Origin of the sequence: Micromonospora sp. SD12 (genome assembly GCF_052068495.1) — a bacterium.
Classification (GTDB): domain Bacteria; phylum Actinomycetota; class Actinomycetes; order Mycobacteriales; family Micromonosporaceae; genus Micromonospora; species Micromonospora echinofusca.
This window is the reverse complement of the sequence record NZ_JBQHDF010000013.1, coordinates 20,733-45,855: the sequence shown is the minus strand read 5'-3', so window position 1 is coordinate 45,855 and position 25,123 is coordinate 20,733. Positions and strand designations below refer to the sequence as shown.

The 25,123-nt window shown below is 73.3% G+C and carries 20 protein-coding genes and 1 pseudogene; 12 read left to right on the top strand and 9 right to left on the bottom strand.

Annotated elements, in window-relative coordinates; translation table 11 throughout:
- Positions 1-126: 126 nt before the first annotated feature.
- Positions 127-2,259, bottom strand: coding sequence for a transglycosylase domain-containing protein (locus tag ACTMS2_RS21725; RefSeq protein ID WP_441177032.1), 2,133 nt, complete (start codon positions 2,257-2,259; stop codon positions 127-129).
- A 121-nt stretch (positions 2,260-2,380) separates the two neighbouring features.
- Between ACTMS2_RS21725 and cobC the strand changes: the two genes are divergently transcribed.
- From cobC to cobA, 3 genes are read left to right on the top strand one after another with little or no spacing between them, the layout of a single operon-like run.
- Positions 2,381-3,544, top strand: coding sequence for an Rv2231c family pyridoxal phosphate-dependent protein CobC (gene cobC / locus ACTMS2_RS21720; protein WP_441177031.1), 1,164 nt, complete (start codon positions 2,381-2,383; stop codon positions 3,542-3,544).
- Positions 3,544-4,635 (top strand): nicotinate-nucleotide--dimethylbenzimidazole phosphoribosyltransferase, encoded by a 1,092-nt coding sequence (cobT, locus tag ACTMS2_RS21715; RefSeq protein ID WP_393399705.1) that lies wholly within the window; start codon positions 3,544-3,546, stop codon positions 4,633-4,635. The genes cobC and cobT overlap by 1 nt, the downstream gene beginning before the upstream one ends.
- 37 nt (positions 4,636-4,672) lie before the next feature.
- A complete protein-coding gene (cobA, locus tag ACTMS2_RS21710) occupies positions 4,673-5,968 on the top strand; it encodes a uroporphyrinogen-III C-methyltransferase (protein ID WP_441177030.1) in 1,296 nt (431 codons plus the stop codon).
- A gap of 51 nt (positions 5,969-6,019) precedes the next feature.
- On the opposite strand, the gene otsB is transcribed toward cobA, so the two are convergent.
- Together otsB and ACTMS2_RS21700 are read right to left on the bottom strand one after the other, a co-directional pair.
- Positions 6,020-8,581, bottom strand: a complete 2,562-nt coding sequence (gene otsB / locus ACTMS2_RS21705) for a trehalose-phosphatase (RefSeq protein ID WP_441177114.1) — start codon at positions 8,579-8,581, stop codon at positions 6,020-6,022.
- 38 nt (positions 8,582-8,619) lie between these two features.
- Positions 8,620-10,020: an alpha,alpha-trehalose-phosphate synthase (UDP-forming) gene (locus tag ACTMS2_RS21700; protein WP_088998779.1), complete on the bottom strand. Its 1,401-nt coding sequence runs from the start codon at positions 10,018-10,020 to the stop codon at positions 8,620-8,622.
- A gap of 332 nt (positions 10,021-10,352) precedes the next feature.
- Here ACTMS2_RS21700 and ettA point away from each other — a divergent pair, with 332 nt between their 5' ends.
- The 4 genes from ettA to ACTMS2_RS21680 all read left to right on the top strand — a co-directional run bounded on the left by ettA (position 10,353) and on the right by ACTMS2_RS21680 (position 13,956).
- A complete protein-coding gene (gene ettA / locus ACTMS2_RS21695) occupies positions 10,353-12,029 on the top strand; it encodes an energy-dependent translational throttle protein EttA (RefSeq protein ID WP_088998780.1) in 1,677 nt (558 codons plus the stop codon).
- A 21-nt stretch (positions 12,030-12,050) separates the two neighbouring features.
- Complete coding sequence (locus ACTMS2_RS21690) at positions 12,051-12,497, top strand: acyl-CoA thioesterase (protein WP_441177029.1); 447 nt, start codon at positions 12,051-12,053, stop codon at positions 12,495-12,497.
- A complete protein-coding gene (locus ACTMS2_RS21685) occupies positions 12,494-13,219 on the top strand; it encodes a hypothetical protein (protein ID WP_441177028.1) in 726 nt (241 codons plus the stop codon). Before ACTMS2_RS21690 ends, ACTMS2_RS21685 begins: the two co-directional genes overlap by 4 nt.
- 149 nt (positions 13,220-13,368) lie before the next feature.
- The gene (locus tag ACTMS2_RS21680; RefSeq protein WP_088998782.1) at positions 13,369-13,956 is read left to right on the top strand and encodes a YbjN domain-containing protein; all 588 of its coding nucleotides are present in this window, start codon (positions 13,369-13,371) and stop codon (positions 13,954-13,956) included.
- Positions 13,957-14,109: 153 nt separating this feature from the next.
- On the opposite strand, the pseudogene ACTMS2_RS21675 reads toward ACTMS2_RS21680, so the two are convergent.
- From ACTMS2_RS21675 to ACTMS2_RS21665, 3 genes and pseudogenes are all read right to left on the bottom strand, one after another.
- Positions 14,110-14,600, bottom strand: a pseudogene (locus ACTMS2_RS21675) (globin).
- Positions 14,597-15,994 (bottom strand): MFS transporter, encoded by a 1,398-nt coding sequence (locus ACTMS2_RS21670; protein ID WP_441177027.1) that lies wholly within the window; start codon positions 15,992-15,994, stop codon positions 14,597-14,599. The pseudogene ACTMS2_RS21675 and the gene ACTMS2_RS21670 overlap by 4 nt, the downstream one beginning before the upstream one ends.
- Positions 15,995-16,224: 230 nt before the next feature.
- Positions 16,225-17,277 (bottom strand): mechanosensitive ion channel family protein, encoded by a 1,053-nt coding sequence (locus ACTMS2_RS21665; protein WP_441177026.1) that lies wholly within the window; start codon positions 17,275-17,277, stop codon positions 16,225-16,227.
- A gap of 148 nt (positions 17,278-17,425) precedes the next feature.
- On the opposite strand from ACTMS2_RS21665, the gene ACTMS2_RS21660 reads away from it, so the two are divergent.
- Both ACTMS2_RS21660 and ACTMS2_RS21655 read left to right on the top strand, forming a co-directional pair.
- The gene (locus ACTMS2_RS21660) at positions 17,426-18,271 is read left to right on the top strand and encodes an alpha/beta hydrolase (protein WP_441177025.1); all 846 of its coding nucleotides are present in this window, start codon (positions 17,426-17,428) and stop codon (positions 18,269-18,271) included.
- Positions 18,272-18,773: 502 nt separating this feature from the next.
- Positions 18,774-19,307 (top strand): HNH endonuclease, encoded by a 534-nt coding sequence (locus tag ACTMS2_RS21655; RefSeq protein WP_441177024.1) that lies wholly within the window; start codon positions 18,774-18,776, stop codon positions 19,305-19,307.
- A 131-nt stretch (positions 19,308-19,438) separates the two neighbouring features.
- Here the strand turns inward: ACTMS2_RS21655 and ACTMS2_RS21650 are convergent, their stop codons facing one another.
- The 3 genes from ACTMS2_RS21650 to ACTMS2_RS21640 all read right to left on the bottom strand — a co-directional run bounded on the left by ACTMS2_RS21650 (position 19,439) and on the right by ACTMS2_RS21640 (position 21,368).
- Positions 19,439-20,287 (bottom strand): class F sortase, encoded by an 849-nt coding sequence (locus ACTMS2_RS21650; protein WP_441177023.1) that lies wholly within the window; start codon positions 20,285-20,287, stop codon positions 19,439-19,441.
- A 12-nt stretch (positions 20,288-20,299) separates the two neighbouring features.
- Positions 20,300-20,821 (bottom strand): hypothetical protein, encoded by a 522-nt coding sequence (locus ACTMS2_RS21645; RefSeq protein WP_441177022.1) that lies wholly within the window; start codon positions 20,819-20,821, stop codon positions 20,300-20,302.
- A 91-nt stretch (positions 20,822-20,912) separates the two neighbouring features.
- Positions 20,913-21,368 carry an Lrp/AsnC family transcriptional regulator gene (locus ACTMS2_RS21640; RefSeq protein ID WP_441177021.1) on the bottom strand — a complete coding sequence of 152 codons (456 nt, stop codon included), beginning with the start codon at positions 21,366-21,368 and terminating at the stop codon, positions 20,913-20,915.
- 183 nt (positions 21,369-21,551) lie between these two features.
- Here ACTMS2_RS21640 and ACTMS2_RS21635 point away from each other — a divergent pair, with 183 nt between their 5' ends.
- From ACTMS2_RS21635 to ACTMS2_RS21625, 3 genes are read left to right on the top strand one after another with little or no spacing between them, the layout of a single operon-like run.
- Positions 21,552-22,451, top strand: a complete 900-nt coding sequence (locus ACTMS2_RS21635; RefSeq protein ID WP_441177020.1) for a tryptophan 2,3-dioxygenase — start codon at positions 21,552-21,554, stop codon at positions 22,449-22,451.
- 20 nt (positions 22,452-22,471) lie between these two features.
- Positions 22,472-23,785: a kynureninase gene (kynU, locus tag ACTMS2_RS21630; protein ID WP_441177019.1), complete on the top strand. Its 1,314-nt coding sequence runs from the start codon at positions 22,472-22,474 to the stop codon at positions 23,783-23,785.
- A complete protein-coding gene (locus ACTMS2_RS21625) occupies positions 23,782-25,119 on the top strand; it encodes an FAD-dependent oxidoreductase (protein ID WP_441177018.1) in 1,338 nt (445 codons plus the stop codon). The genes kynU and ACTMS2_RS21625 overlap by 4 nt, the downstream gene beginning before the upstream one ends.
- Positions 25,120-25,123 lie beyond the last annotated feature (4 nt).

Sequence of the window (25,123 nt, the reverse complement as noted above, 5' to 3'; positions counted from 1 at the left end):
CGGCCGACACGGGCGGCACGGCGATCGGATGACGCGCCCGGCGCGGGCGGCCCGGCGGCCGGAGGAGGGACCGTGTCGCCCGGTGACGCCCCGGCCGGCCACCACCCCGACCGTGGCCGACGCGGCTCAGCCGACCATGCGGTCCGAGGGTGGGGTGAACTGGCGGGTGGGCTGGCCCTTGAGGCCGTCGCGGAGGGTCTGCGCCACCGCCTTGATCGGGATCTGCGACTGGCCGTCGCCGACCGCGTTGAACGGGTTGTCCGGGTCGGAGATGAAGCTGGCCGCCGCGAGCTCCGGGGTGTAGCCGACGAACCAGGCGGACCGGGTGCTGTCGGTGGTGCCCGTCTTGCCCGCCACCGGGCGCCCGACGGTGCCCCGCACGCTGTCCGCGGTCGACCAGCCGCCGCAGCTTCCCCGGGCCGGGGTGTCGCCGGTCGGGCAGCGCGCGGCGTCGGTGGCGGCGCGGGCCGCGTCGGCGTTGACCACCTGCCGGCAGCGCGGCTTGGCGACCTCGCGTTCGATCCCGGAGGCCGTCTTCCAGGTGGTCGGCGTGCCGTCGCGGTTGTAGATCGCCTGCACCGGGATCGCCTCGCAGTAGCGGCCGTCGGCGGCGATGGCGGCGTACGCGTTGGCCATCTCCAGGGGCGTGGCGTCGGAGACGCCGAGGGTGAACGCGCCCCACTTCTTCACCTTCGCCGGAGACGCCTGCTCCCGGTCGACGTCGGTGCGCCAGCGTAGCCCGAGCTGCTCGGCGAGATGGACCGCCTTGTCCGCGCCGACCTGCTCCTCCAGCCACACGAAGTACGTGTTCACCGACTTGCCGAAGCCGGACCACATGGTCTGGTTGCCGCTCATCGCGCCGCTGGCGTTGGAGGGCGCCCAGCCGTCGTAGACCTCGGAGCGGTAGCGGTGCGGGGCGTTGAACGAGGTGGACAGCGGCATGCCCGCGTTCAGCGCGGCCAGCATCGGGAACATCTTGAACGTCGAGCCGGCCTGGTAGCCCGGCAGGTCGCCGCCACCGAGCAGGGGCGCCACGGTGTTCGGGTAGTTCGCCTTGACGTTCGGCCCGGCCTCGGGGTTGGAGCTCTGCCCGTTCTCGCTCAGGTCCAGCGAGTACGTCCGGTTCACCGCCATCGCCTTGACCCGCCCGGTGCCGGGCTCGGAGACCACGATGCCGTTGGCGAAGGGGCTGCCGGTGTTCTCCTTGGCGCCGACGTTCTTCTCCGCCGCCTCCTGGATCTTGGGATCCATGCTGAGCACGATCCGGTAGCCGCCCCGGCGCAGCTTGTCCATCCGTTCCAGCCGGTTCTCGCCGAACGCGGGCTGCGCGCTCCACCAGTTCTTCAGGTAGTCGCAGGCGAAGCCCCAGCTGTTCCACTTCTCGGGCACGGCGGCGCAGTCGTTCGGCGGGTACGTCAGCTTGAGCCGGATCGGCTCGGACTTCGCCTGCGTGACGGCGTCCGGCGAGAGGTAGCCGAGTTGGGCCATCCGGTCGAGCACGTAGTTGCGCCGGCCGGTGGCATCCTTCTGGTCGGAGCTGGCCGGGTCGTACTCGGAAGGGGACTTGACCAGGCCGGCGAGGGTGGCCGCCTCGACGGGGCTGAGGTCCTTGGGGGCCTTGGAGAAGAAGATCTCGCTGGCCGCGTAGATGCCGTACGCGCGGTGCCCGAAGTACGCGGAGTTGAGGTAGCGCTCCAGGATCTGGTCCTTGCTCAGCTCCTTCTCCAGGTCCATCGCCATCCGCATCTCGCGGACCTTGCGCAGGCTGGTCTGCTGGGTGGCCTCCTGCACCTCCTTCGGCGTCTTCGCGCTGTCCCGCAGTGCCATCCGCACGTACTGCATGGTGAGCGTGGAGGCGCCCTGGGAGACGCCGCTGGAGCGGGCGTTCGCCACGAAGGCGCGGGCGACGCCCTTCGGGTCGACGCCCCGGTGCTGGTAGAACCGGTTGTCCTCGGCGGCGACGATCGCCTGCTGCATGTTCGGCGAGATGTCGGCCAGCTTCGTGTACTGCCGGTACTCCTCGTAGAACATCGTCAGCACCGTCTTGCCGTCCGGGGCGTAGACGTACGACGTCTCGGCCGGCAACGCGGTGGTGAGGATCTTGGTCTTGTGTTCCATGGCGTGCGCCGTGACCTTGGCGCCGAGGCCGGTGGCGGCGGCCACCGGGTACGCCACGGCGGCGACCACGATGCCGGCGATCAGTCCGGCGCGGAGGAGGGGAACGAGACGACCAGCGGCAGCAAGGGGTCGGTTGCTCACACGCTCAAGTTATGACATTTCCGATTCGTACCTGAGAAATATTCATGAACGCCCGTGTGGTGATGCGGCCCACGCCGGGATGCGCTGTCCCGCGCGCCACCTTCCCGGCAGGATCGCGGACATGCGTGGTCAGCCGACCGAGACCCTCCCCGGAAGCGGGCCTGAAGCCGAGGCCGGACCCCAAGCCGGGCCCGGGGCCGAAGCCGCCCGGCCCGGGGCCGAAGCCATCCGCCCCGAGGCCGGACCGGACCTCGCCCATCACGGGGACGCCGAGGTGGGGCCGGGGCTGGTCGACCTCGCCGTTAACGTGCGGCGCGACGCGATGCCGGAGTGGCTGGCCGACCCGATCACCGCCGCGCTCGGCGACCTCGCCGCGTACCCCGATCCGGGGCCGGCCCGCGCGGCCGTCGCGGCCCGGCACGGCCGCCCGCCCGCCGAGGTGCTGCTCACCGCCGGTGCCGCCGAGGGCTTCGTGCTGCTCGCCCGGGCGCTGACCGGCGTGCGCCGGCCGGTGGTGGTGCATCCGCAGTTCACGGAGCCCGAGGCCGCGCTGCGCGCCGCCGGGCACCGGGTGGAGCGGGTGCTGCTCGACGCGGACGACGACTTCCGGCTCGACCCGGCCCGGGTGCCCGCCGACGCCGACCTCGTGATGATCGGCAACCCGACCAATCCCACGTCGGTGCTGCATCCGGCCGCCGACCTGGCCGCCCTGGCCCGGCCCGGCCGGGTGCTGGTCGTCGACGAGGCGTTCGCCGACACCACCGTCGCCCCCGGCGTGGCCGGTGAACCGGAGTCGCTGGCCGCGCGGCGGGACCTGCCCGGCCTGCTGGTGGTCCGCAGCCTCACCAAGACCTGGGGACTGGCCGGCCTGCGGATCGGCTACCTGCTCGGCGAGGCCGCGCTGCTGGAGCGGTTGGCCGCGGCCCAGCCGCTCTGGGCCGTCTCCACCCCGGCCCTGGCGGCCGCGTCGGCCTGCGCCACGCCCGTCGCGGTCGAGGCCGAGCGCGCCATCGCCGCCCGGCTCGCCGCCGACCGCGACCACCTGGTCGCCCGCCTGTCGACCCTGCCCGGCGTACGCGTCGCCGGCCGACCCGCCAGCGCGTTCGTGCTGGTGCACGTGCCCGGGGCCGCCGACGTGCGGCTCGCCCTGCGGCGGCGCGGCTGGGCGGTGCGCCGGGGCGACACCTTCCCCGGTCTCGGCCCGGACTGGCTGCGCGTCGCCGTACGCGACCGGGCCACCACCGACGCGTTCACCGAGGTACTGGCAGAGATCCTGGAGGCGTGATGCTGGAGACCACGATCGCGGCGATCCGGCCGCCCGACGAGCCGGCCATGGCCGCCGCGCGGGAGTTGCAGGGGCGGCTGACGAAGCCTGCCGGCTCCCTCGGCGCCCTGGAGGAACTCTCCGTACGCCTGGCCGGCCTGGCGGGGCACTGCCCGCCGCCGCTGCCCGAGCCGGCCGCCGTCGCGATCTTCGCCGGTGACCACGGCGTGCACGCGCAGGGGGTCACGCCCTGGCCGCAGGAGGTCACCGCCCAGATGATCGGCAACTTCCTCGCCGGCGGCGCGGTGGTCAACGCGTTCGCCCGGCAGGCCGGCGCCTCGGTCACCGTGGTCGACGTCGGCGTGGCCACCGCGCTGCCGGTCGCCGCGCCGGGCGGGCACGCCGGAGACCGGCCGGCCCGCGACGAGCCCCGGCTGGTCGCGGCGAACGTCCGCGCCGGCACCCGGGACCTGGCGGTGACCGCCGCGCTGACCCGCGACGAGGCCCGCGCGGCCGTCGAGACCGGCATCCGGGTGGCCGGCGAGCTGATCGACGCCGGTGCGGGCATCCTGCTCACCGGCGACATGGGCATCGGCAACACCACACCCGCCGCCGCCCTGATCGCCGCGTTCGCCGGCATCGACCCGGCGGAGACGACCGGCCGGGGCACCGGGGTCGACGACCCGACGTACGCCCGCAAGGTGGCCGTCGTGCGGGCCGCCCTGCGCCGGCACGCCCCCGACCCGGCCGACCCGCTGGGCGTGCTGGCCGCCGTCGGCGGCCTGGAGCACGCCGCGCTGGCCGGGCTGATCCTGGGCGCCGCCGCCCGCCGCACGCCGGTGCTGCTGGACGGGGTGATCGCGGTCTCCGCGGCGCTCGCCGCGGCGGCGTTCGCCCCGCACGCCGTGGCCGCCATGGTGGCCGGGCACCGCTCCGCCGAGCCGGGCGCCACGGTCGCGCTGCGCCGGCTGGGCCTGGAGCCGCTGATCGACCTCGGGCTGCGCCTGGGTGAGGGCACCGGCGCGCTGCTCGCGCTGCCGGTGGTCACCGGCGCGGTCCGGGTGCTGCACGAGGTCGCCACCTTCGACTCGGCGGGGGTGGCCGAGAAGTGAGCGGGCGAACCAGCGCACCCGGCGGCGGGAGGGTGGCGTGAGCGGCAACCCGTACCCGCTGGGCCTGCGGCTCGCCGGCCGACGGGTGGTCGTGGTGGGCGGGGGAGCGGTGGCCACCCGGCGGGTGCCGGCCCTGCTCGACGCCGGCGCGGACGTCCTGCTCGTCGCGCCGGAGCTGACCCCGGCGCTGCGCGCGCACGTCGACGCGGGACGGCTGCACTGGGCGCCGCGCCGGTTCGCCCCCGACGACCTGGACGGCGCGTGGCTGGTGCAGGCCGCGATCGACGACCCGCTCGCCGCCGCGTCGGTCAGCGCCGCCGCCGCCGAGCGCCGCATCTTCTGCGTACGCGCCGACGACCGTGCCGCCGCCACCGCCTGGACCCCGGCCGTGACCCGGCACGGGCCGGTGACCGTGGCGGTGCTCGGCGGGGGCGACCCGCGCCGGGCGATGGCCGTCCGCGACGCCGTGCGTGCCCTGCTGGAGGTGCGCGAGGGCACCCTGTCGACGCCCGCCGCGCCGGAGGGGACGACGTCGGGCACCCTGCCCGGGCGGGTGGCGCTGGTCGGCGCCGGCCCCGGGGACCCGGAGCTGATCACCGTCCGGGGCTGGCGGCTGCTCACCGAGGCCGACGTGGTGGTCGCCGACCGGCTCGTCCCCGGCCTGCTCCTCGACGAGCTGCGCGCCGACGTCGAACTGGTCGACGCCTCCAAGATCCCCTACGGCCCGTCCCGCGCCCAGGAGGAGATCAACCGGATCCTGGTGGACCGGGCGCTCGCCGGCCGGTCCGTGGTGCGGCTCAAGGGCGGCGACCCGTACGTCTTCGGCCGGGGCGGCGAGGAGCTGCTGGCCTGCGCGGCGGCCGGTGTGCCGGTGACCGTGGTGCCCGGCGTGACCAGCTCGATCGCGGCTCCGGCCGCGGCGGGCATCCCGGTCACCCATCGGGGCGTGGCCCACGAGTTCACCGTGGTCTCCGGGCACGTCGCGCCGGACTCGCCGGCCTCCCTGGTCCGCTGGGACGCGCTGGCCGGACTGCGCGGCACGCTGGTCGTCCTGATGGGGCTGAAGAACCTCGCGGCGATCACCGCGACGCTCGTCGCGCACGGCCGGCCGGCGCAGACGCCGGCCGCCGTGGTGCAGGAGGCGACCACCGGGGCCCAGCGGGTGCTGCGCTCCACGCTCGGCGCGGTGGCCGTCGACGTGGTCGCCGCGGGGCTGCGCCCGCCCGCGGTGGTGGTCGTCGGGGACGTGGTCGACGCCCTCGCCGGGGCTGGTCCCGAGGGATCTCCGGGGAGCCCGCTCGCTCCGCGCGGTCAGGCTGATCCCGTGGAATGAGTGACGGCGGCCGGAGAGAAGTCTCTCCGGCCGCCGTCGTCGCTGGTCAGGTCACTGCTTGAGCATGTTGTCCAGCAGCAGCGCGCAGCGGATCAGACCGAGGTGGCTGTACGCCTGCGGGTGGTTGCCCAGCCCGCGTTCGGCCATCGGGTCGTACTGCTCGGGCAGCAGGCCCGTCGGGCCGGCGGTGTCCACCATCTGCGAGAACAGCTCCTCGGCGTCGGTACGCCGCCCGGTGCGCAGGTACGCCTCGATGAGCCACGCCGTGCAGATGTGGAAGCCGCCCTCGCGCCCGGGCAGGCCGTCGTCCCAGTGGTAGCGGTAGACGACCGGGCCGCTGCGCAGATCCGCCTCGATCCGCAGCACGGTGGAGAGGAAGCGCGGGTCGTCGCCGGGGAGCAGTCCCGACAGCCCGATCCACAGCGACGAGGCGTCCATGTCCTCGTCCCCGTACGCCACGCTGTAGGCCTCGACGGTCTCGTGCCAGCCGTACTCCAGCACGTTGGCGCCGATGCGGTCGCGCAGCTCCACCCACTCCGGGCGGTCCTCGCCGCCGTGCTGGCGCATGACGTGCAGCGCCCGGTCGACGGTCATCCAGCACATCACCTTCGAGAAGATGTGGTGCCGCGGGGGGAGGCGGGCCTCCCAGATGCCGTGGTCGGGCTCGTGCCAGCGGCGGCGGACCGCCTCGACCATGTTGTCGAGCACCCGCCACTCGTCCTCGCGTACGGAGCCGCGGGCGTCGGCGACGGCCGCGATCAGGTCCGCGATGGGCCCGAACACGTCGAGCTGGAGCTGGTGGTTGGCGAGGTTGCCGACCCGCACCGGCCGGGAGCCGGCGTAGCCGGGCAGGGTGTCGATGACCGCCTCGGCACCCAGCTCGTAGCCGTCGACCGTGTAGAGCGGGTGCAGCCGCTCCGGGTGCCCGCCGGTGCGCTCGATGCACCCGTCGACCCAGCGCAGCAGCGCCTCGGCCTCCTCGATCGAGCCCAGGTCGACCAGGGAACGCGCGGTCATCGCCGCGTCCCGCAGCCAGCAGTAGCGGTAGTCCCAGTTGCGGACGCCGCCCAGCTCCTCGGGCAGCGACGTGGTCGCGGCGGCCAGGATCGAACCGGTGGCCTCGTGGCAGAGCCCGCGCAGGGTCAGCGCGCTGCGGACCACCAGGTCCCGGGCGGTGCTCGGCAGCCGCAGGGTGGCCACCCAGTCCTTCCACGGCTGCTCGGCCAGGGCCTGCCGCTCGTGCACCGGCAGCCGGTGGTGTTCCAGGCTGTGCGTGCCGAAGCGCAGCTCCAGCACGACCTGCCCACCGGCGGCGGAGAGGTCGACGACCGCCTTCGCCGTCTCGTAGCCGCCGTCGTTGCTGACCTGCCACTCGACACCGGGGGAGTAGAGCGCGACCGGCTCGTTGGAGCCGAGCACCAGCAGGCCGTCGCCGATCGGCTGCAACTGCACCGCGACCTGGCCGAACTCGGGCCGGGGCGCGAACTCCAGCCGGGCCCGGCCCGAGCCGGTCAGCACCCGGACCAGGGTCGAGTCGCCGCTGACGACGGCCGGGCCGTCGGGCGTGGTCTCCCTGGCCGGCTTGTCGAGCCAGTCGGTGACGGTCAGGCCCGACCACCGGGTCTCGACGGTCATCGTGCCCGAACGGTAGCGCTGGCCGAGCGGGATGCCGCCGCGCTCCGGGGCGACGCTGAAGTGCCCGGCCGGGCTGCCGCCGACCAGGTCGGCGAAGATCGCCGCCGAGTCCGGCTTGGGGTGGCAGAGCCAGGTGACCTTGGCCTCGGGGGTGAGCAGGGCCACCGTCCGGCCGTTGGCCAGCATCGAGTGCCGCTCGATGGGGACCGCCCGCTCGCCGAAGAGCCAGTGCCGCCGGGTCTCCAGCAGCAGGCCGAGGGCGCGGGCGGCCTCGATGGGCTCGGCGACCCGGTAGCCGGCCTTGGTGTCGCCGGGACCGATCTTGATGCCGACGTCCGGTCCGTGCAGGTTGCCGAAGGCGTTCTCGTCGGTGACGTCGTCGCCGATGAAGAGCACCGCGCTGGCGGAGAGCTGGGTGCGCAGCTGGTCGACGGCCGTGCCCTTGTGGGTGGCGACCACCGACAGCTCGATGACCTCCTTGCCCTGGGTGACTGTGACGTCGTCCCAGGTGGCGGGGCCACTGCGGACCGCCTCGATGACGGCCGCCGCGACCTGCGGGGCCACCCCGCGGGTGTGCACGGCGACGCTCGCCGGCTTGCGCTCCAACCGGATGCCCGGGTGCGCCGAGGCGATCTCGCGCAGGGCGTCGCGCAGCCGGGTACGGACCGCGATCAGCTCGGGGGAGAGCCGCTCGACGAACCCGATGTCGAACTCGGAGCCGTGGCTGCCGACCAGGTGGACCTCGCTGGGCAGCCGGGAGAGCGCGGCGAGGTCGCGCAGGGCCCGCCCGGAGACCACCGCCACGGTGGTCTGGGGCAGGGCGGCCAGGGCCCGGACGGCCGCCACCGACTCCGGCAGCGGCACGGCCTTGCTCGGGTCCTCCACGATCGGCGCCAGGGTGCCGTCGTAGTCACAGGCGATCAGAAGCTGGGGCACCCGGGCGATGCGGCCGATGGCGGCGCGCAGCTCCGGGTCCATCGTGCCGGCCGCCGGGGTGACGATCTCGCTGGCGGCGTTCACGCGACCTCCGATTGAGGCACACCGAGCTCGGTGAGGAACGACTTCGCCCAGTGCCCCACGTCGTGGGTGCGTAGGTGGCGTTGCATTGTCCGCATTCTGCGGCGGGCCTCCGGCTTCTCGACATGCACGGCCCTCAGCAGGGCGTCCTTGACCGCGTCTGGGTCGTGCGGGTTACACAGGAACGCCTGACGCAGCTCGGTTGCGGCGCCGGCGAACTCGCTGAGCACGAGTGCACCGCCCTGGTCGGCGCGCGATGCGACGTACTCCTTGGCTACCAGATTCATTCCGTCTCGCAGCGGGGTCACCATCATCACGTCCGCGGCGGCGTACATCGCGGCCAGTTCAGTGCGACTGTACGACTGATGCAGATAATGCACCGCCGGCACGCCGACCCTGCCGAATTCGCCATTAATCCGACCGACCTCGCGCTCCACCTTCACGCGTAGTGCCTGGTAGTGCTCCACGCGCTCGCGGCTGGGCGTGGCGACCTGCACCATGACCGCGTCGGGAACTGTCAACTTTCCGTCAGCCAGCAGTTCGCGGAAGGCCTTCAGGCGCAACTCGATGCCCTTGGTGTAATCCAGCCGGTCGACGCCCAGGATGATCGTCTTCGGGTTGCCCAGCTCCTCGCGGATCTCCTTCGCCCGGGCCTGGATCGCCGGGTCGGTGGCCAGCCGCTCCATCTCCCTGGTGTCGATGGAGATCGGGAACGCGCCGGCCTTCACCTGGCGGCCGTCGACCTGGATCATCTGCCCCTCGTAGCGCAGCCCGAGCAGGTGCCGGGCCAGCCGGACGAAGTTCTGCGCGGCGAGGCGCTGCTGGAACCCGACCAGGTCGGCGCCGAGCAGGCCGCGCAGGATCTCGGTGCGGAACGGCATCTGCATGAACAGCTCGATGGGCGGGAACGGGATGTGCAGGAAGAAGCCGATCCGCAGGTCGGGCCGCAGCTCGCGGAGCATCGCCGGGACGAGCTGGAGCTGGTAGTCCTGCACCCAGACCGTCGCCCCCTCGGCCGCGACCTCCGCCGCGGCCTCCGCGAAGCGGGCGTTGACCAGGCGGTACGCCTCGCGCCAGCGGCGCTTGTAGGCCGGCGTCTCCACCGCGTCGTGGTAGAGCGGCCAGATCGTCGCGTTGGACTGGCCCTCGTAGTAGCGCTCCAGCTCCTCCGCGCTCAGCGGTACCGGGTGCAGCCGGATGCCCTCCAGGTCGAAGGGCTCGGGGGCGGCGCCGGTGCCGCCGGCCCAGCCGACCCAGGTGCCCTGGTGTTCGGCGAGGACGGGGTGCAGTGCGGTCACCAGCCCTCCGGGGCTGCGACGCCACTGCCGTCCTTCGGGGGTGCTCACCTCGTCGACGGGTAGCCGGTTCGCCACTACGACAAAGGAGCTGCGGACGGTCACGTTCGGCCACCTCCGGGTGCTGACGGGTCAACCGCGAATGAGCGTACTGAGCGTAGCTGCGGCTTCTGGGGCCCCGTGCCGGAGTCACCTACCCTTCCCACGATGGTCCAACCCCTGGCGTGATCTTGTCGATACCCCTTTTCGGAAGCAGGGGTGGCGCGCCGCGTCCGGAGCGTCGGGGGCGGGGTGATGTGGGCGCGGCGCAGCGTACCTGTCAGGATTGAGGATGGCGTGCGTGCGGCCGGCCACCGGCCGGCGGCGGCGGGCGGAGGTCGAAGCCCGCGCCCGCGCCCGCCGGCCCCAGTCGCAACCCTACGGAGGTAGCCCACACCGTGGCCCAGTACATCTACGTCCTCGAAAAGGCGCGCAAGGCGCACGGCGACAAGGTCGTGCTCGACAACGTGACGCTGAGCTTCCTGCCGGGGGCCAAGATCGGTGTGGTCGGCCCGAACGGCGCGGGCAAGTCCAGCCTCCTCAAGATCATGGCAGGACTGGACAAGCCGAGCAACGGCGAGGCCCGGCTGATGCCCGGCTACACCGTCGGCATGCTCGCCCAGGAGCCCCCGCTCAACGACGCCAAGACCGTGCTCGGCAACGTCGAGGAGGCGGTCGCCGAGACCAAGGCCAAGCTGGAGCGGTTCAACAAGATCGCCGAGCAGATGGCCACCGACTACTCCGACGAGCTGATGGAGGAGATGGGCCGGCTCCAGGAGGAGCTGGACCACCTCGACGCGTGGGACATCGACTCCAAGCTCGAACTGGCGATGGACGCGCTGCGCTGCCCGCCGCCGGACGCCGACGTCACCCAGCTCTCCGGCGGTGAGCGCCGCCGCGTGGCCCTGTGCAAGCTGCTGCTGGAGGCCCCCGACCTGCTGCTGCTCGACGAGCCCACCAACCACCTGGACGCGGAGAGCGTCTCCTGGCTGGAGCAGCACCTGGCCAAGTACGCCGGCACCGTCATGGCGATCACCCACGACCGGTACTTCCTCGACAAGGTGGCCGGCTGGATCCTGGAGCTGGACCGCGGCCGGGCCATCGGCTACGAGGGCAACTACTCCACCTACCTGGAGAAGAAGGCCGCCCGGCTGGCCGTCGAGGGCCGCCGCGACGCCAAGATGAAGAAGCGGCTCACCGAGGAACTGGAGTGGGTCCGCTCCAACGCCAAGGCGCGGCAGACCAAGTCCAAGGCCCGACTCGACCGCTACGACGAGATGGCCAACGAGGCGGAGAAGACCCGGAAGCTGGACTTCGAGGAGATCCAGATCCCGCCGGGCCCGCGCCTGGGCAACACGGTCATCGAGGTGCAGAACCTGAGCAAGGGCTTCGGCGACCGGCTGTTGATCGACAACCTGTCGTTCTCGCTGCCGCGCAACGGCATCGTCGGCATCATCGGCCCGAACGGCGTCGGCAAGACCACCCTGTTCAAGACCATCGTCGGGCTGGAGCAGCCGACCAGCGGCGAGGTCCGGGTCGGCCCCACCGTCTCGCTGTCGTACGTCGACCAGAACCGGCAGGGCCTCGACGGTGACAAGAGCGTCTGGGAGGTCGTCTCCGACGGCCTGGACTACCTCATGGTCGGCAAGGTCGAGATGCCGTCGCGGGCCTACATCGCGGCGTTCGGGTTCAAGGGTCCGGATCAGCAGAAGCCGACCAAGGTGCTCTCCGGCGGCGAGCGCAACCGGCTCAACCTCGCGCTGACGCTGAAGATCGGCGGAAACGTGATCCTGCTCGACGAGCCCACCAACGACCTGGACGTGGAGACGCTCTCCAGCCTGGAGAACGCGCTGCTGGAGTTCCCCGGCTGCGCCGTGGTCATCTCCCACGACCGGATGTTCCTCGACCGGGTCTCCACGCACATCCTGGCGTGGGAGGGCGACGACGAGGACCCGGCCCGGTGGTTCTGGTTCGAGGGCAACTTCGAGGCGTACGAGAAGAACAAGATCGACCGGCTCGGCGCGGAGGCGGCCCGGCCGCACCGGGTGACCTACCGCAAGCTGACCCGCGACTGAGCCCGCGGACCGCTGCCGACCATGAGTGATCGTTTCGTGTACCACTGCACCCTGCGGTGGTCCGACCTGGACGCGTACGGGCACATCAACAACTCGCGCTTCCTCACCCTCTACGAGGAGGCGCGGGTGGCGTTGATGTTCGCCGGCGGCCGGGCGTGGGGGGTGGGCTCGTTCGCCGACGGCGTCGTGATCAGCCGGCACGAGATCGACTACCTGCGCCCGGTCGAGTACGCCCTCGGCCGGGCCACCGCCGAGGCCGCCCCCACCGTGCGCATCGAGCTGTGGGTGGAGGAGATCCGGGGCGCGTCCTTCACCGTCGCCTACGAGCTCTTCGACGGTGACGTGCTGGCCAGCCGCGCCCGCTCGGTGCTGGTGCCGTTCGACCTGACCCGGCAGCGGCCCCGGCGGATCACCCCGGAGGAGCGGACGTTCCTGCTCACGTACGCGCCGCAGGGGCCGGCGGCGTGACGGCGACCGACGGGCCGGCCGCCCCGGGGCGGGCCGCTGGCGGCGGTCCGGTCGACGGCGGGCACGGGATCGCGGACGCCGCCGACGCCGGGGCCTTCCTGGCCCGCCTCGTCCGGCTGGACCGCGACGCGCCGGTCCGGCTCCGGTCGGGCGGCGTGCGGGGCCGTACGGCCCTCTGGGGGCGTCTGCCGTGGGGCGTGCTGGTCGTCCGGACGGTGGCCGGCGACGGCCCCGGCGACGCCACGGTCTCGGCCGGGGATTTGCTGGCCGAGTTGGCGGCGGGCGGAGCGGCCCTGCCGACGCGGCGGGACGAGCGGTGGCGTTGGCCGCTGCCGCCCTCGGCGAGCCGCCGGGTGGAGACGCTGCCGGGCGGCGAGCTGCGGCGGATCGCGGCGGCGGCGGCCGACGCCCTGCGCGAGGCCGGCACCCACGGCGTCGGCGGCCGTGCCGTCGGGCAACGGGCGCTGCGCGACGCGCTGCTCGACCACGTGCCGGTGGTCGTCACCCCGGACGACCCACCCGGCGAGCCGGTGGAGGTGACCCAGCGGATGGTCCAGGGGTTGGTCCGGATGGGCTTCCTGGGGGCCTCCGAGGGGTCGGCTGAGAGGGGGAACGGGGGCGACGTCCAGGTGCGGACGGTCGGCCGTTGGGTCGGTCTGGTGGGACCGTACGGAGCGATCTGGTCGCAGAAGGCCACGGAACTTGCCGTGCGGCCGCTCTGAGTTCATCCGTTCGGATGACCCGTGTTCATTCTTCTGTCCTGGGGCTGTCGTTGGGGGGGTGCCTCAACCCGGCTGTCCGGGTACCGTCCATCCTCGGATCCAACGCACCGTAGGCGAGTGGATCCGCTGGGGAGTGAGGTGCGCGAGCGATGCCGTGGTGGTCATGGCGCCCCGGTCCCGCCAACGGCGGCGGCGACCCGGAAAGGCGGAGCGGGGTCACAGTGGAGAGCACCGTCCGGGTCGGACCACCGACCCCGCGTCAGCCGGGAGACGACTGCCCACCGACGGAGCGAGCCGTGATCGCGGACATGCCCGCCACGGTCGAGCCGGTCACCCTGCGCCGCGTCTGTGACGCACTCGACATGCTCGACGTGCGTTACCTGGCCGACGGCGACGGCAACCTGCTGGCCATGTGGGAGCGGCACGCCGTGCTGGTCACGCTGGAGGGCCCGGAGGACGAGATCCTGGTGATGCGGGCCCGTCCACACGCGACGGTGCCGCCGGACTGGGCCGACCGCGCCTACCGGGTGGTCAACGAGTGGAACCACACCCGCCGCTTCTGCAAGGCCTACATCGGCGACCCGACCGAGCGCGGCCAGCTGCCGATCTACGCGGAGTTGCAGGTGCCGTTCGGCGCCGGGGCGCACGACGCGCTGCTGGTCGAGATGCTCGACTGCGGCGCGGCGGTCGCCACCAGCTTCGTGGACTGGCTGCACGACGAGGGCGCCCTGCTCTGAGCCGTCCCGGTCAGCGGCACGGTCACGCCGGCCTGCGGCGTGCCGTGGTGGCTGGTGGCGCGGGGCGCGGCGCGGCGACCCCCGGTCGGACCTGAGCCGTCCGGGCGGTGCCGGGCACGGGCTGGCGCACGGCCCCGGTCGGGCTGACCGGGATCAGGCCGGGCCCGCCGGGTCCTCCATCGCGTTGACCATGAAGAAGGCGGCCCGCTCCAGGTAGTCCCAGAGCGCGGTGGCGATCTCCGGCGGCAGGTCGAGACGGTCGACGGCGCGGCGCATGTGCAGCAGCCACGCGTCCCGCTCGGCGGCACCGATCCGGTACGGCGCGTGGCGCATCCGCAGCCGCGGGTGCCCGCGCTGCGCCGAGTACGTGTTGGGGCCGCCCCAGTACTGCATGAGGAACAGGGCCAGCCGGTCCGCAGCCGGGCCCAGGTCCTCCTCGGGATACATGGGGCGCAGCAGCGGGTCGGTGGCGACCCCGGCGTAGAACTCGTCCACCAGCTTGCGGAAGGTGGGCTCGCCGCCGACCGCTTCGAAGAGGGTCATCGACGCACCGGGCCGGTCGGACTCACCTGCGGCATTCACCGTTCCATCCTGCCAGGTGCCGCGCCGGGCGACCGGGGGGTGCCGGCTGTGGGCCGGGTCACCGGGTGCCGCTGCCGTCCCGCCGTGCCGGGGCGACCGCCCAGCGACGCGCCGGCCCGCCGGCCGGTTCCTCCCCGTGCCGCCCCGGCGTGCCGGGGCCCGCCTGCCGGGGGGTGGACGCGCCCGGCTGCTGGGCCGCTTCGATGGCCGCGTCGATCGTCGAGCGGCTCGGCCAGTGCAGGGCGGCGAGCGTCATCAGCAGCACCCCGACCGCGCTCCACACCCCGACCACGACCGGGATGGAGAACCGCTCGGCCAGCAACCCGGTCACCAGGACGGCCAGGCCCTGGATGACCTGGACGCCGGTCGCCATCACCCCGAAGGCGCGGGCCCGGAAGCCGTCGGGCAGGGCCCGGACGAAGAGCCCGTTGGCCACCGGCAGCATGCCGGCGACGGCGAACCCGCAGGCGGCGGCGAGCAGCGCCACCACCAGCGGCGGCGGGTCGAGCAGGGCGGGCACCAGGGCCAGCGGCGAGAGCACCGCCAACGGCCGCATCAGACTCAGCCGGCGGTCCGGCCCGAACGCCCGGCTGACGATCAGCCCGCCGAGGATGAAGCCGACGGGGTTCGCGGCCATGATGATGGCCTGGGCGGCCCCGGCGTCCAACTGGCCGGCGTGCTCGCTCGCCCAGGCCGCGGCGAGGCCCTCCGGCACGACGGAGAAGAGCATGGCCGCGAAGACCAGCACGGCGATGGCCCGCAGCACCGGGGTGCCGAACACGATCTGGAAGCCCTGCGCGGTCTCCCGCAGCAGGTGGCTGCGGTGCGCGGCGGTCATCGCCGTCGGCCGGTCGGTCACGCCGAAGCGCACCAGCGCGGCCGACAGGGCGAAGGTCGCCGCGTTCACCAGGAGCGCGGCGGTCGGATCGAACGCGGCGATGGCCGCGCCCGCCAGGTAGCCGACGACCTGCGCGGCCTGGCCGACGCTGCTGATCATCGACAGGCCGACCACCAGGCGGTCCCCGGTGAGGATCAGCGGAATCAGCGCCGACTTGGCGGCCTGGCTCGGTGGATTGGCCAGTGTGGTGGCGAAGAGCAGGGCCAGGATCATCGCGACGGGCATGCCGGGGATGGCGATGCACACCATCAGCAGCATCCGGACGAGATCGCAGATCACCATGACCTGCCGGTAGCGGTGCCGCTCCGCGAGCGTGGCGAGCAGGGGGCCGCCGACCAGCCAGGGCAGGTAGCTCACCGCGAAGGCGGCGGCGGAGAGCGCGACGGACCGGGTCTCCTCGTAGACCAGCAGGGTGACCGCGGCCTTGGCGATGTAGTCGCCGATCCAGGAGAGAGCGCTCGCTGTGAAGACGGCGCCGTACTCGCGATTGGCGAACACCTCGCGGAAGGTAGCCGGACCTTCCGGGGATGGTCGCTCGTCAGGCACCGTCGCCTCCATCGTTCCCCTGGGCGGGCCACTCGTGATGGACGGCCCGGGAACCGTCGTCAGATCTACGGATCAGCGAGGACGTGATCACGCTCCGGGGGAGCGCGTGCACCGGATTTTGCCCGATCGTCCGACGACTGGCTAGGGCGAAGGGGTTGATCGTCGCATCCCCGACTGAACGAACGGACGATACCCGAGGGGCCGCCCGGCTCGCGACCCCCGCCGGCCGTCGCCCCGACGCCTCAGGTGGCGCCCCCCTGCCCGGTCTCGCCGGGGGCGCGGACCGGGATGCCGGGATAGAGCCGGGCGGCGGCGATCTTCGCGGTGATACCGGAGTTCTCCAGCGCCTCGGCGAGCCGGCGGCGCAGCTCCCGGCCGACGGCGAACTGCCCGTCGGCGCTCGTCTTCACCACCGTACGGATCACCGCGCCGTCGACCGTCATCTGCTCGACGCCCAGCACCTCCGGCGCCTCGACGATCTCCGGCGCCAGGTCGGGGTCCATCGCCACCGACGCGGCGGCGGTCCGCAGCACGGCCGTGGCCTCCTCCGTGCCGGCGAAGCCGATGGGCAGGTCGACCACCACCAGGGCCCAGCCCTGGCTCTTGTTGCCCACCCGGACGATCTCGCCGTTGCGGATGTACCAGAGCACGCCCCGCCCGTCGCGCACGGTGGTGACCCGCAGCCCGACCGATTCCACCACGCCGGTCGCCTCGCCGAGGTCCACGGTGTCGCCGACGCCGTACTGGTCCTCGATCAGCATGAACAGGCCGGCGATCAGGTCCTTGACCAGGCTCTGCGCGCCGAAGCCCAGGGCTACGCCCGCGATCCCGGCGCTGGCCAGCAGCGGGGCCAGGTCGAAGCTGAACTCCTTGAGGATCATCAACAGCGCGATGCCGAAGATGAACGCGGTGCTCAGGCTGCGCAGCACCGACCCGATCGCCTCGGCCCGCTGCCGGCGTCGCTCCGGCACGAACTCGCCGGGCTCGACGGCGGCGGTGGGGATCCGCTCGCGCAGCGGACGCAGCATGGTCGGTACGCCGGCGTCGGTGGTCGTCCGCACCAGTCGGCGGATCGTCCGGTGCACCAGCCACCGGGCGGCGACCGCCAGCAGCAGGATCATCACGATCCGCAGCGGCTTGAGCAGGATCCAGTAGCTGCCCTCGGCGAACCACACCGAGCCGGTCATGTCGTAGACGCTCTTGCAGAGGGCGTCGTCCAGGCAGGTCGGCGACGGAGCCGGGTCCGGCGCCTCGACGGCGGGCAGGGCGGGCAGCGTCAGGCTGGCAACGGTCACGCTGTCTTCGTACCGCACCCGGCGGGGCCGGATCCCGTCGACCCTCCGGGTCGTGACCCGGCCCCGGCTGGAGCGTGCCGCCGGGCGCGGGCGCACGGGTCAGGTGCGCCCCGGGAATACGAGGTGACAGCGGAACTACCATGATCAAATGACAGCTTCCACCTTCGTCTTCGTGCCCGGTGCCGGCAGCAACTCGTTCACGTGGGCGCCCATGCAGCGGGAGCTGGCCCTGCGCGGGCACCGCTCGCTGGCCGTCGACCTGCCCGGGCACGGCTTCGGCGCGACGTTCCCGGCGGCGTACCAGGCCCCGCAGGATCTCGCCGCCCTGGCGACCGCGCCGAGCGCGATGGCCGGCATCGGCCACGCCGACAACGTGGCGCACGTCCTGGACGTCGTGCGGCGGGTACGCGAGCACGGGCCGGTCATCCTGGTCGGGCACAGCCGGGGCGGGCTCACCCTGACCGGGGTCGCGAACGCCGCCCCGGAGCTGGTGGACCGGCTGGTCTACATCTCGGCGTGGTGCTGCGCCGCCGACACCCCGGCCGGCTACCAGGCCTCGGCGGAGAACGCGTCGAGCGCCCTGAACGACGTCGGCGGCCTGCTCGCCGCGAACCCGATGGAACTCGGCGCGCTGCGGTTCAACTGGCGCACCGCCGACCCCGCACTGCTCGCCATCCTCCGGGAGGCGGTCCTGGCCGACGGCACCGACGACGAGTTCCACGGCTACCTGAACACCCTGGAGCCGGACGAGAGCCTGGACGCCGGCGAGGAGCGGGCCGACCCCGAGACCTGGGGTCGCGTCCCCCGCACCTACGTGCGGCTCACCGCCGACCGGGCGATACCGATCGCGCTCCAGGACCGGTTCATCGCCGACGCCGACGCGCTCACCCCGGACAACCCGTTCGACGTGCGGTCCCTCGACGTCAGCCACGCCGCCGTGCTGGTCCACCCCGAGGAGACCGCGGCACTGCTGTCCTCCCTGGTGCGGGTCTGACAGGGCCCGTGTCGACGCCCGGCGCGGCCGGCGACGCGCGAAGGAGGCGGCGCCGGGTCGCACCGCACGGGTGGTGATCGAATGCGGCCCGCAGTGGACGCCGGAGACAGCCTCCGTGTGCGTTTGCTCCCGCCAGCGTCATGGTGGATTCCCGCTTCACGTCCGCCACTCCAGCGATCGCGATTCTCCTTGATCGTGTTTACCGGCTTCAATGCGTAAGCATGATCATCGGATCTCGATTCCGGGGCGGTGGGCGCGGTGACGGGCGTCGGACGGCCGGCGATGTGGGAGGGATCCGTCGCTGCTCAGAGGGCGGATCTGCCCGTTTCCGGGTGATGCCCGGTCGGCTTCCGACATTAGTGCGTGCAATCCGGGGGCCGATCAGGGACGATGGGCGCACGGACGTCGGTGATCCGGCCGGCGTCGGCCGTGGTGGGCGACTGCGCCCGTTTCCGGTCGGCGGTGGCGAGTAGGGGGCCGCTGAACCGGGAGGGTGAACGCGATGCCTGACATACGACCCACGGTGGGCTCCGGTGCGCTGGTCCTCAACGCCACCTACGAGCCGCTGTGCGTCGTGTCGGTGCGTCGCGCCGCCATTCTCGTGCTCTCCGCCAAGGCGATCTGCGTCGCCGACGGGGACGGCATCCTGCACAGCGCCCACGACGCGCTGCCGGTGCCGTCGGTCGTCCGGCTCACCCGCTTCGTGCGGGTGCCCTACCGCACCCACGTCGGGCTCTCCCGCCGCGCCATCTTCGCCCGCGACGGTTGGCGCTGCGCCTACTGCCGGGGGCCCGCCGAGACCATCGACCACGTCTTCCCCCGCAGCCGGGGCGGCCGGCACGCCTGGGAGAACGTGGTGGCCGCCTGCGCCCGGTGCAACCACACCAAAGGCGACAAGACCCCCGCCGAGCTGGGCTGGCGGCTGCACGCGCTGCCGGCCGCCCCGAGGGGCACGGCCTGGCGGGTGCTCGGCCACCGGGCGCCGGACCCCCGCTGGGCCGACTGGCTCGACCTGCGCGAGTCCGAGGCTGCCTGACCGTCGCCCGTCCCGCCGAACGCGACGGCGCCGCATGGCCCGGCGGTCGCGGCGTCGAGCGTCAGCAGGCCGCACCCGGCGGAGCCGCTCGCGGCCGGTGCCGACGGTCGCCGAGGAGGCGCTGCCACCGGTCACGCCGTACGGGCCCGGACCAGGGACGCGAAGACCACCACGTTGTCGGCGTACCCGGTCTCGCCACCCACCCAGCGCCCGCCGCAGGTGATCAGGCGCAGCCGGGGGCGGCTGAAGTCCCCGAAGACCTCGTCCACCGGCAGCCGGTCCTTGCCGAAGCGCTCGACGGAGTCCACCTCGAAGACCGCCACCGAACGGTCCTGCCGGGCCACCTCGATGCGGTCGCCGTCCCGCAGGTCCCGCAGCTTGTGGAACACCGCCGGCCCGGTGCTGGTGTCGACGTGCCCGACGATCACCGAGGGCCCGTACTGCCCGGGGGTCGGGCCCTGGTCGTACCAGCCGGCCTCCTGGGCGCGGGCGGCGTCGGGCACCGCGATGCTGCCATCCGGGGCGATGCCGACCGCGTGCACGGGCGCCCGGACGTCGATCGGGTCGATGGCGATGCCGACGGGCCGGCTGGCGGGCAGCACCGGGAACTTCTTCGGCGCGGGCCGCAGTCCGGCGAGGAACCGCTCCGGCAGCACGCTCACGCCCGCGATCCGCTCCACGCCGAGCATGGTGACGATGAGCGCCATGAGCGTGGCGATCACCAGGACCGGCAGGCCCGGCCCCCGGCCGGGGGCCAGCCGCCCGCCGGCCGGAATCCGGCGGTAGCGGGGTCGGGTGGGCAGCGGACCGGCGGCCGGATCGGTGGTGGCGACGCTCGCCGACACCGCCTCCCCGGCCACCCGGCGCAGCCGGCGGGCCGTCGCGGCCGCCGCCCGGCGGGACGCCCGCAGCGCCCGCCGGGTGGTCGCCCGGACCCGGCCCGGCCCGGATCGCCTGGTACGCCTCTGGGAGCCGGCCATGGCGACGGCGGGTCAGGAACCGGACCCGGTCCGGCGACGGTTGCCGAAGAAGCCGAAGCCCACGGCCAGCGCCACCACCGCGAGACCGCCGACCATCAGCATCGAGCCGGTGCCCGAGACGCCGGCGGTGCCACCGCCCCCGGTGGCCGGGCCCTTGCTGGGCTGCTCCATGTTCAGCACCGTGAGCGTGGTGGTCGCGGTGTTCCCGTTGTCGCAGCGCAGGTCGACCGGGTAGTCGCCGGGTTCCTTGCTGCCCGGGATGGTGACCTGGCCGGTCAGGAAGCCGTTGTCCGGTCGCAGCATCACCCGTCCGAAGGCGTCGGAGCGCACGTCGGCCTGGCGGTTGTTCGCGTTGTCGCAACCGGCCCGGATGCTCACCCGGGTGCCGGCCTGCGCACTGTTGGGCACCACCTCGACGAAGGTGTTGTCTCCCGCCCACGCGGGCGCGACGGTCGTCAGGACGAACGCCGCGACCAGGCCCAACACGGTCAGGGCGCGGGTCAGGGCACGTTGGAACGTTGTGAGCACCGGCATGATCCCCCCTTCCGGTGACGATCACCGGAAATCCTCCCCCGGGCAACAGGGCCTGCTTTCCCGCTGGCCGGGGGGCAAACCCGGGGCGGGGTCAGCGGGGCCGGTCAGCGGGGGGCAGGGGGGTCACGGGCTGCCACGCCAGCGGAGTGGAGAGCACCATCGTGCTGGACGGCTGGCCGTACGGGGCGAGCCGGTCGATGACCGCCTCGAAGTCGTCGATCGACCCGGCGGCCACCTTGAGCATGCTGCACGCGTCGCCGGTGATGCGGTGGATCTCCAGGATCTCGGGCCACCCCGCCACGTCCGGGTCGTGCAGGATGCACCGCGACCCGTAGCAGGACATTCGGATCAGCGCGACCACGGTGCGGCCGGCCCGGGTCAGGTCGACGTGGGCGTGGTAGCCGGTGATCACGCCCGACTCCTCCAGCCGGCGTACCCGTTCGGCCACGGCCGGCGGCGACAGGTGCACCCGGCGGGAGAGTTCGCTGAAGGAGAGCCGCGCGTCGGCCTGCAGTTCCCGCAGCAACGCCCAGTCCATGTCGTCCATGCGGCGACCTTACTTCCTCAAACCCGAAACCAGCTCATGCCTTCCGCGCCGCAGGTCAGAGGGCCTGCGTGCCGTTGATCCGGCATTCCGATCAGGGGTTCCGCCGAGAGATCATGTCGGTCATCCCGAAAACGGCCGACTGTCGGTCGTCCCGGGTGACGCAGAGCAGAGGGAGGCCAACCGGTGGAGCAGACGGAGCTGCGGGCACCCGTCCAGGCGGCGGTGCGCCCGGCGACCCCGCGGCAGCGCGCCGCCCGCGCCGCCCGCAACGGCGGCGAACCGACGCTGGAGTTCGCCGAGCGGGTGCCGTACGACGCGTACGTGCAGGCCAGCACGCTGCACCGGTTGCAGCAGCCGCTGAGCGACGACCCCGGCGAGATGTCCTTCCTGATGGTCAGCCAGATCATGGAGCTGTACTTCGGGCTGACCTGCCACGAGCTGCGCGAGACGCAGCGGCTGCTGCGGGCCGACCGGGTGTGGGACGCGCTCGCCCCGCTGCGCCGCGCCGCGCTGCACCTGGAGGGGCTGAACGCGGCCTGGAACGGGCTGCGCTGGATGACCCCGGCCGACTTCAACCGGTTCCGCAACCTGCTGGGCGAGGGCTCCGGCTTCCAGTCGGCGATGTACCGCCACCTGGAGTTCCTGCTCGGCCTCCGCGACGAGACGCTGATCCGGCCGTTCCGGCGGCAGACCGACGTGTACGCCGAACTGCGCGCCACCCTGGCGGCGCCGAGCCTCTGGGACGACGTGCTCGCCCTGCTGGCCCGGCACGGCCACGAGCTGCCGGCCGACCTGCTCGACCGGGAGTTCACCGCCGAGCACCAGCCGCACGCCGCCGTCGAGGCGGCCTGGGTACGCATCTACGCCGAGCCCGGCCCGGAGAACCACCTGCGGATGCTGGGCGAGGCGCTGACCGAGGTGGCCGAGCAGTTCGGCGACTGGCGGCAGCACCACGTCAAGGCCGTGCAGCGCACAATGGGCGCCAAGGTCGGCAGCGGCGGCTCCGCCGGACTGGCGTGGTTGCAGCGCAGCATGGCCCGGGTGGTCTTCCCCGAGCTGTGGTCGGCCCGGACAGCGATGTGACCCGAGAGCGAGACGACCCCATGACCACCCCCACATCCGATTCGTTCGGTTCCGCCGCCGGTGAGGCCGAGGCGCGCCGCCTCGACGCCGCCCATCCCGGGCACCGCCACCTGTTCCACGTGCCGCCGGCCGACGGCGGGCGCTTCCGCGACGCCGCGTACCTGGCCGGCAACTCCCTCGGCCTGCAACCCCGGGCCACCCGCGACGAACTCGCCGCCGACCTGGACGCGTGGCGCCGGCTCGGGGTCGAGGGGCACCTGGAGGCGGAGCGCCCCTGGCTGCCGTACCACGAGCTGCTGACGGCGCCGGCCGCGCGACTGGTCGGCGCCACCCCGGCGGAGGTCGTGGTGATGAACTCCCTGACCGTCAACCTGCACCTGCTGATGGTCAGCTTCTACCGGCCGGCCGGGGCGCGCACCAGGATCGTCATCGAGGACAGCACCTTCCCCTCGGACAGCTACGCCGTGCGCAGCCAGGCCCGCTTCCACGGCCTCGACCCGGACACCACGGTCGTCCGGCTGCGCCCGCGAGCCGGCGAGGACACCCTTCGCACCGAGGACGTGACCGCGTTCCTGGCCGCCGAGGGCGACACGGTGGCGCTGGTGCTGCTCGGCGGGGTCAACTACCTCACCGGCGAGCTGATGGACATCCCGGCGATCACGGCCGCCGGCCGCGCGGCGGGGGCCGTGGTCGGCTGGGACCTGGCGCACGCCGCCGGCAACGTCCCGCTCGCGCTGCACGACTGGGACGTCGACTTCGCCGCCTGGTGCTCCTACAAGTACCTGAATTCCGGGCCCGGCGCACTGGCCGGCGTCTTCGTGCACGAGCGCCACCTCGGCGACCCGGACCTGCCCCGCTTCGAGGGCTGGTGGAGCACCGAGGCGGCCACCCGGTTCGAGATGACACCCGTCTCCCGGCCGCCGGCGACCGTGGAGGCCTGGCAGATCTCCAACCCGCCGATCTTCGCGATGGGCCCGGTACGGACCTCGCTGGAGCTCTTCGACGCCGTCGGGATGCCCGCGCTGCGCGAGCGCAGCCTCCGGCTCACCGGCTACCTGGCGGGGCTGTTCGACGAGGTGACCGCGAACCGTCCGCTGACCGTGGTCACCCCGCGCGAGCCGGAGCGGCGCGGCTGCCAGCTCTCGGTGCGCATCGGCGCGGGCAGCGCGGCCGAGCTGGCCAAGCGGCTGCGGCACGAGCACGGGGTGATCGCGGACGCCCGGGAGCCGGACATCATCCGCTTCGCCCCGGTGCCGCTCTACTCCACGTTCCACGACTGCTGGCGGGCCGCCGAGGCACTGGCGGCCACGGTGGCGGAGGTGAACAACTCATGACCGAGGAACGCAACGAGATCGCGGTGGTCGGCGCGGGCCTGGCCGGCTGCCTGCTGGCCTGCTTCCTGGCCCGGCGCGGCTACCCGGTGGCGCTCTACGAGCGGCGGCCCGACCCGCGTACCGGCACCGTCGAGCGGGGACGCTCCATCAACCTGGCGCTCTCCGAGCGGGGCCTGGACGCGTTGCGCCGCATCGGGCTCGACGAGCAGGTGCTGGCGGACGGGCTGCCGATGCGCGGCCGGATGATCCACCCCGTGGACGGCGAGGCACAGTTCCAGTCGTACAGCGCCTCCGGCGACCGGGCGATCAACTCGATCAGCCGGGGCGCGCTGAACAACGCGCTGCTGGACGCGGCCACCAGCCTGCCGGGGGTGCGGGTCGCCTTCGACCACCGGCTCGTCGGGCTCGATGCGACCAGCGGCGAGATGACCTTCGAGACCCCGCAGGGCACGGTCGCGGCCGCCGCGTCGGTCGTGCTCGGCGCCGACGGCGCCGGCTCCGCGGTGCGTGGGCAGTTGCTGGCGTACGGGCTGCTGACCGAGAGCGTGGACTTCCTCGACTACGGCTACAAGGAGCTGACGATCCCGCCGCTGGGCGGGGAGTTCGCCCTCGACCCGCAGGCGCTGCACATCTGGCCGCGCGGCACCTCGATGATGATCGCGCTGCCGAACCCGGACCGCTCGTTCACCTGCACGCTCTTCTGGCCCACCCACGGCACCGCCAGCTTCGCCTCGCTGGGCAGCCCGGCGGCCATCGAGCGGCACTTCGCCGAGCACTACCCGGACCTGCCCCCGCTGGCCCCGGGCCTCGTCGACGACTACCAGCACAACCCGGTGGGCGTGCTCGGCACCGTCCGCTGCACCCCGTGGCAGGCGTACGGGAAGGTGGGCCTGCTCGGCGACGCGGCGCACGCCATCGTCCCGTTCTACGGCCAGGGCGCGAACTGCGCCTTCGAGGACGTGGTCGAGCTGGACCGCTGCCTGGACGAGTGCGCCGACGACTGGTCGGAGGCGCTGCCGCTGTTCCAGCAGCGGCGCCAGGAGAACGCCGAGGCGATCGCACAGATGGCGTTGGCGAACTTCGTGGAGATGCGGGACAAGGTCGCCTCGCCGCTGTTCCAGGCCGGCCGCAAGGTCGAGCACGCGCTGGAGCGGCTGCTGCCGGGCCGGTACGTGTCCCGCTACGAGCTGGTGTCCTTCTCGACCACCCCGTACGCCCAGGTGCGTCGCCGGGTCCGCCGCCAGCACCGGATGCTCGGGGCGGTGGCCGCCGGTGCGGCTGCGCTGCTGGCCGGGGCGGTCGGCCTCACGATCAGCCGAGGGAGGCGTCGATGACCGT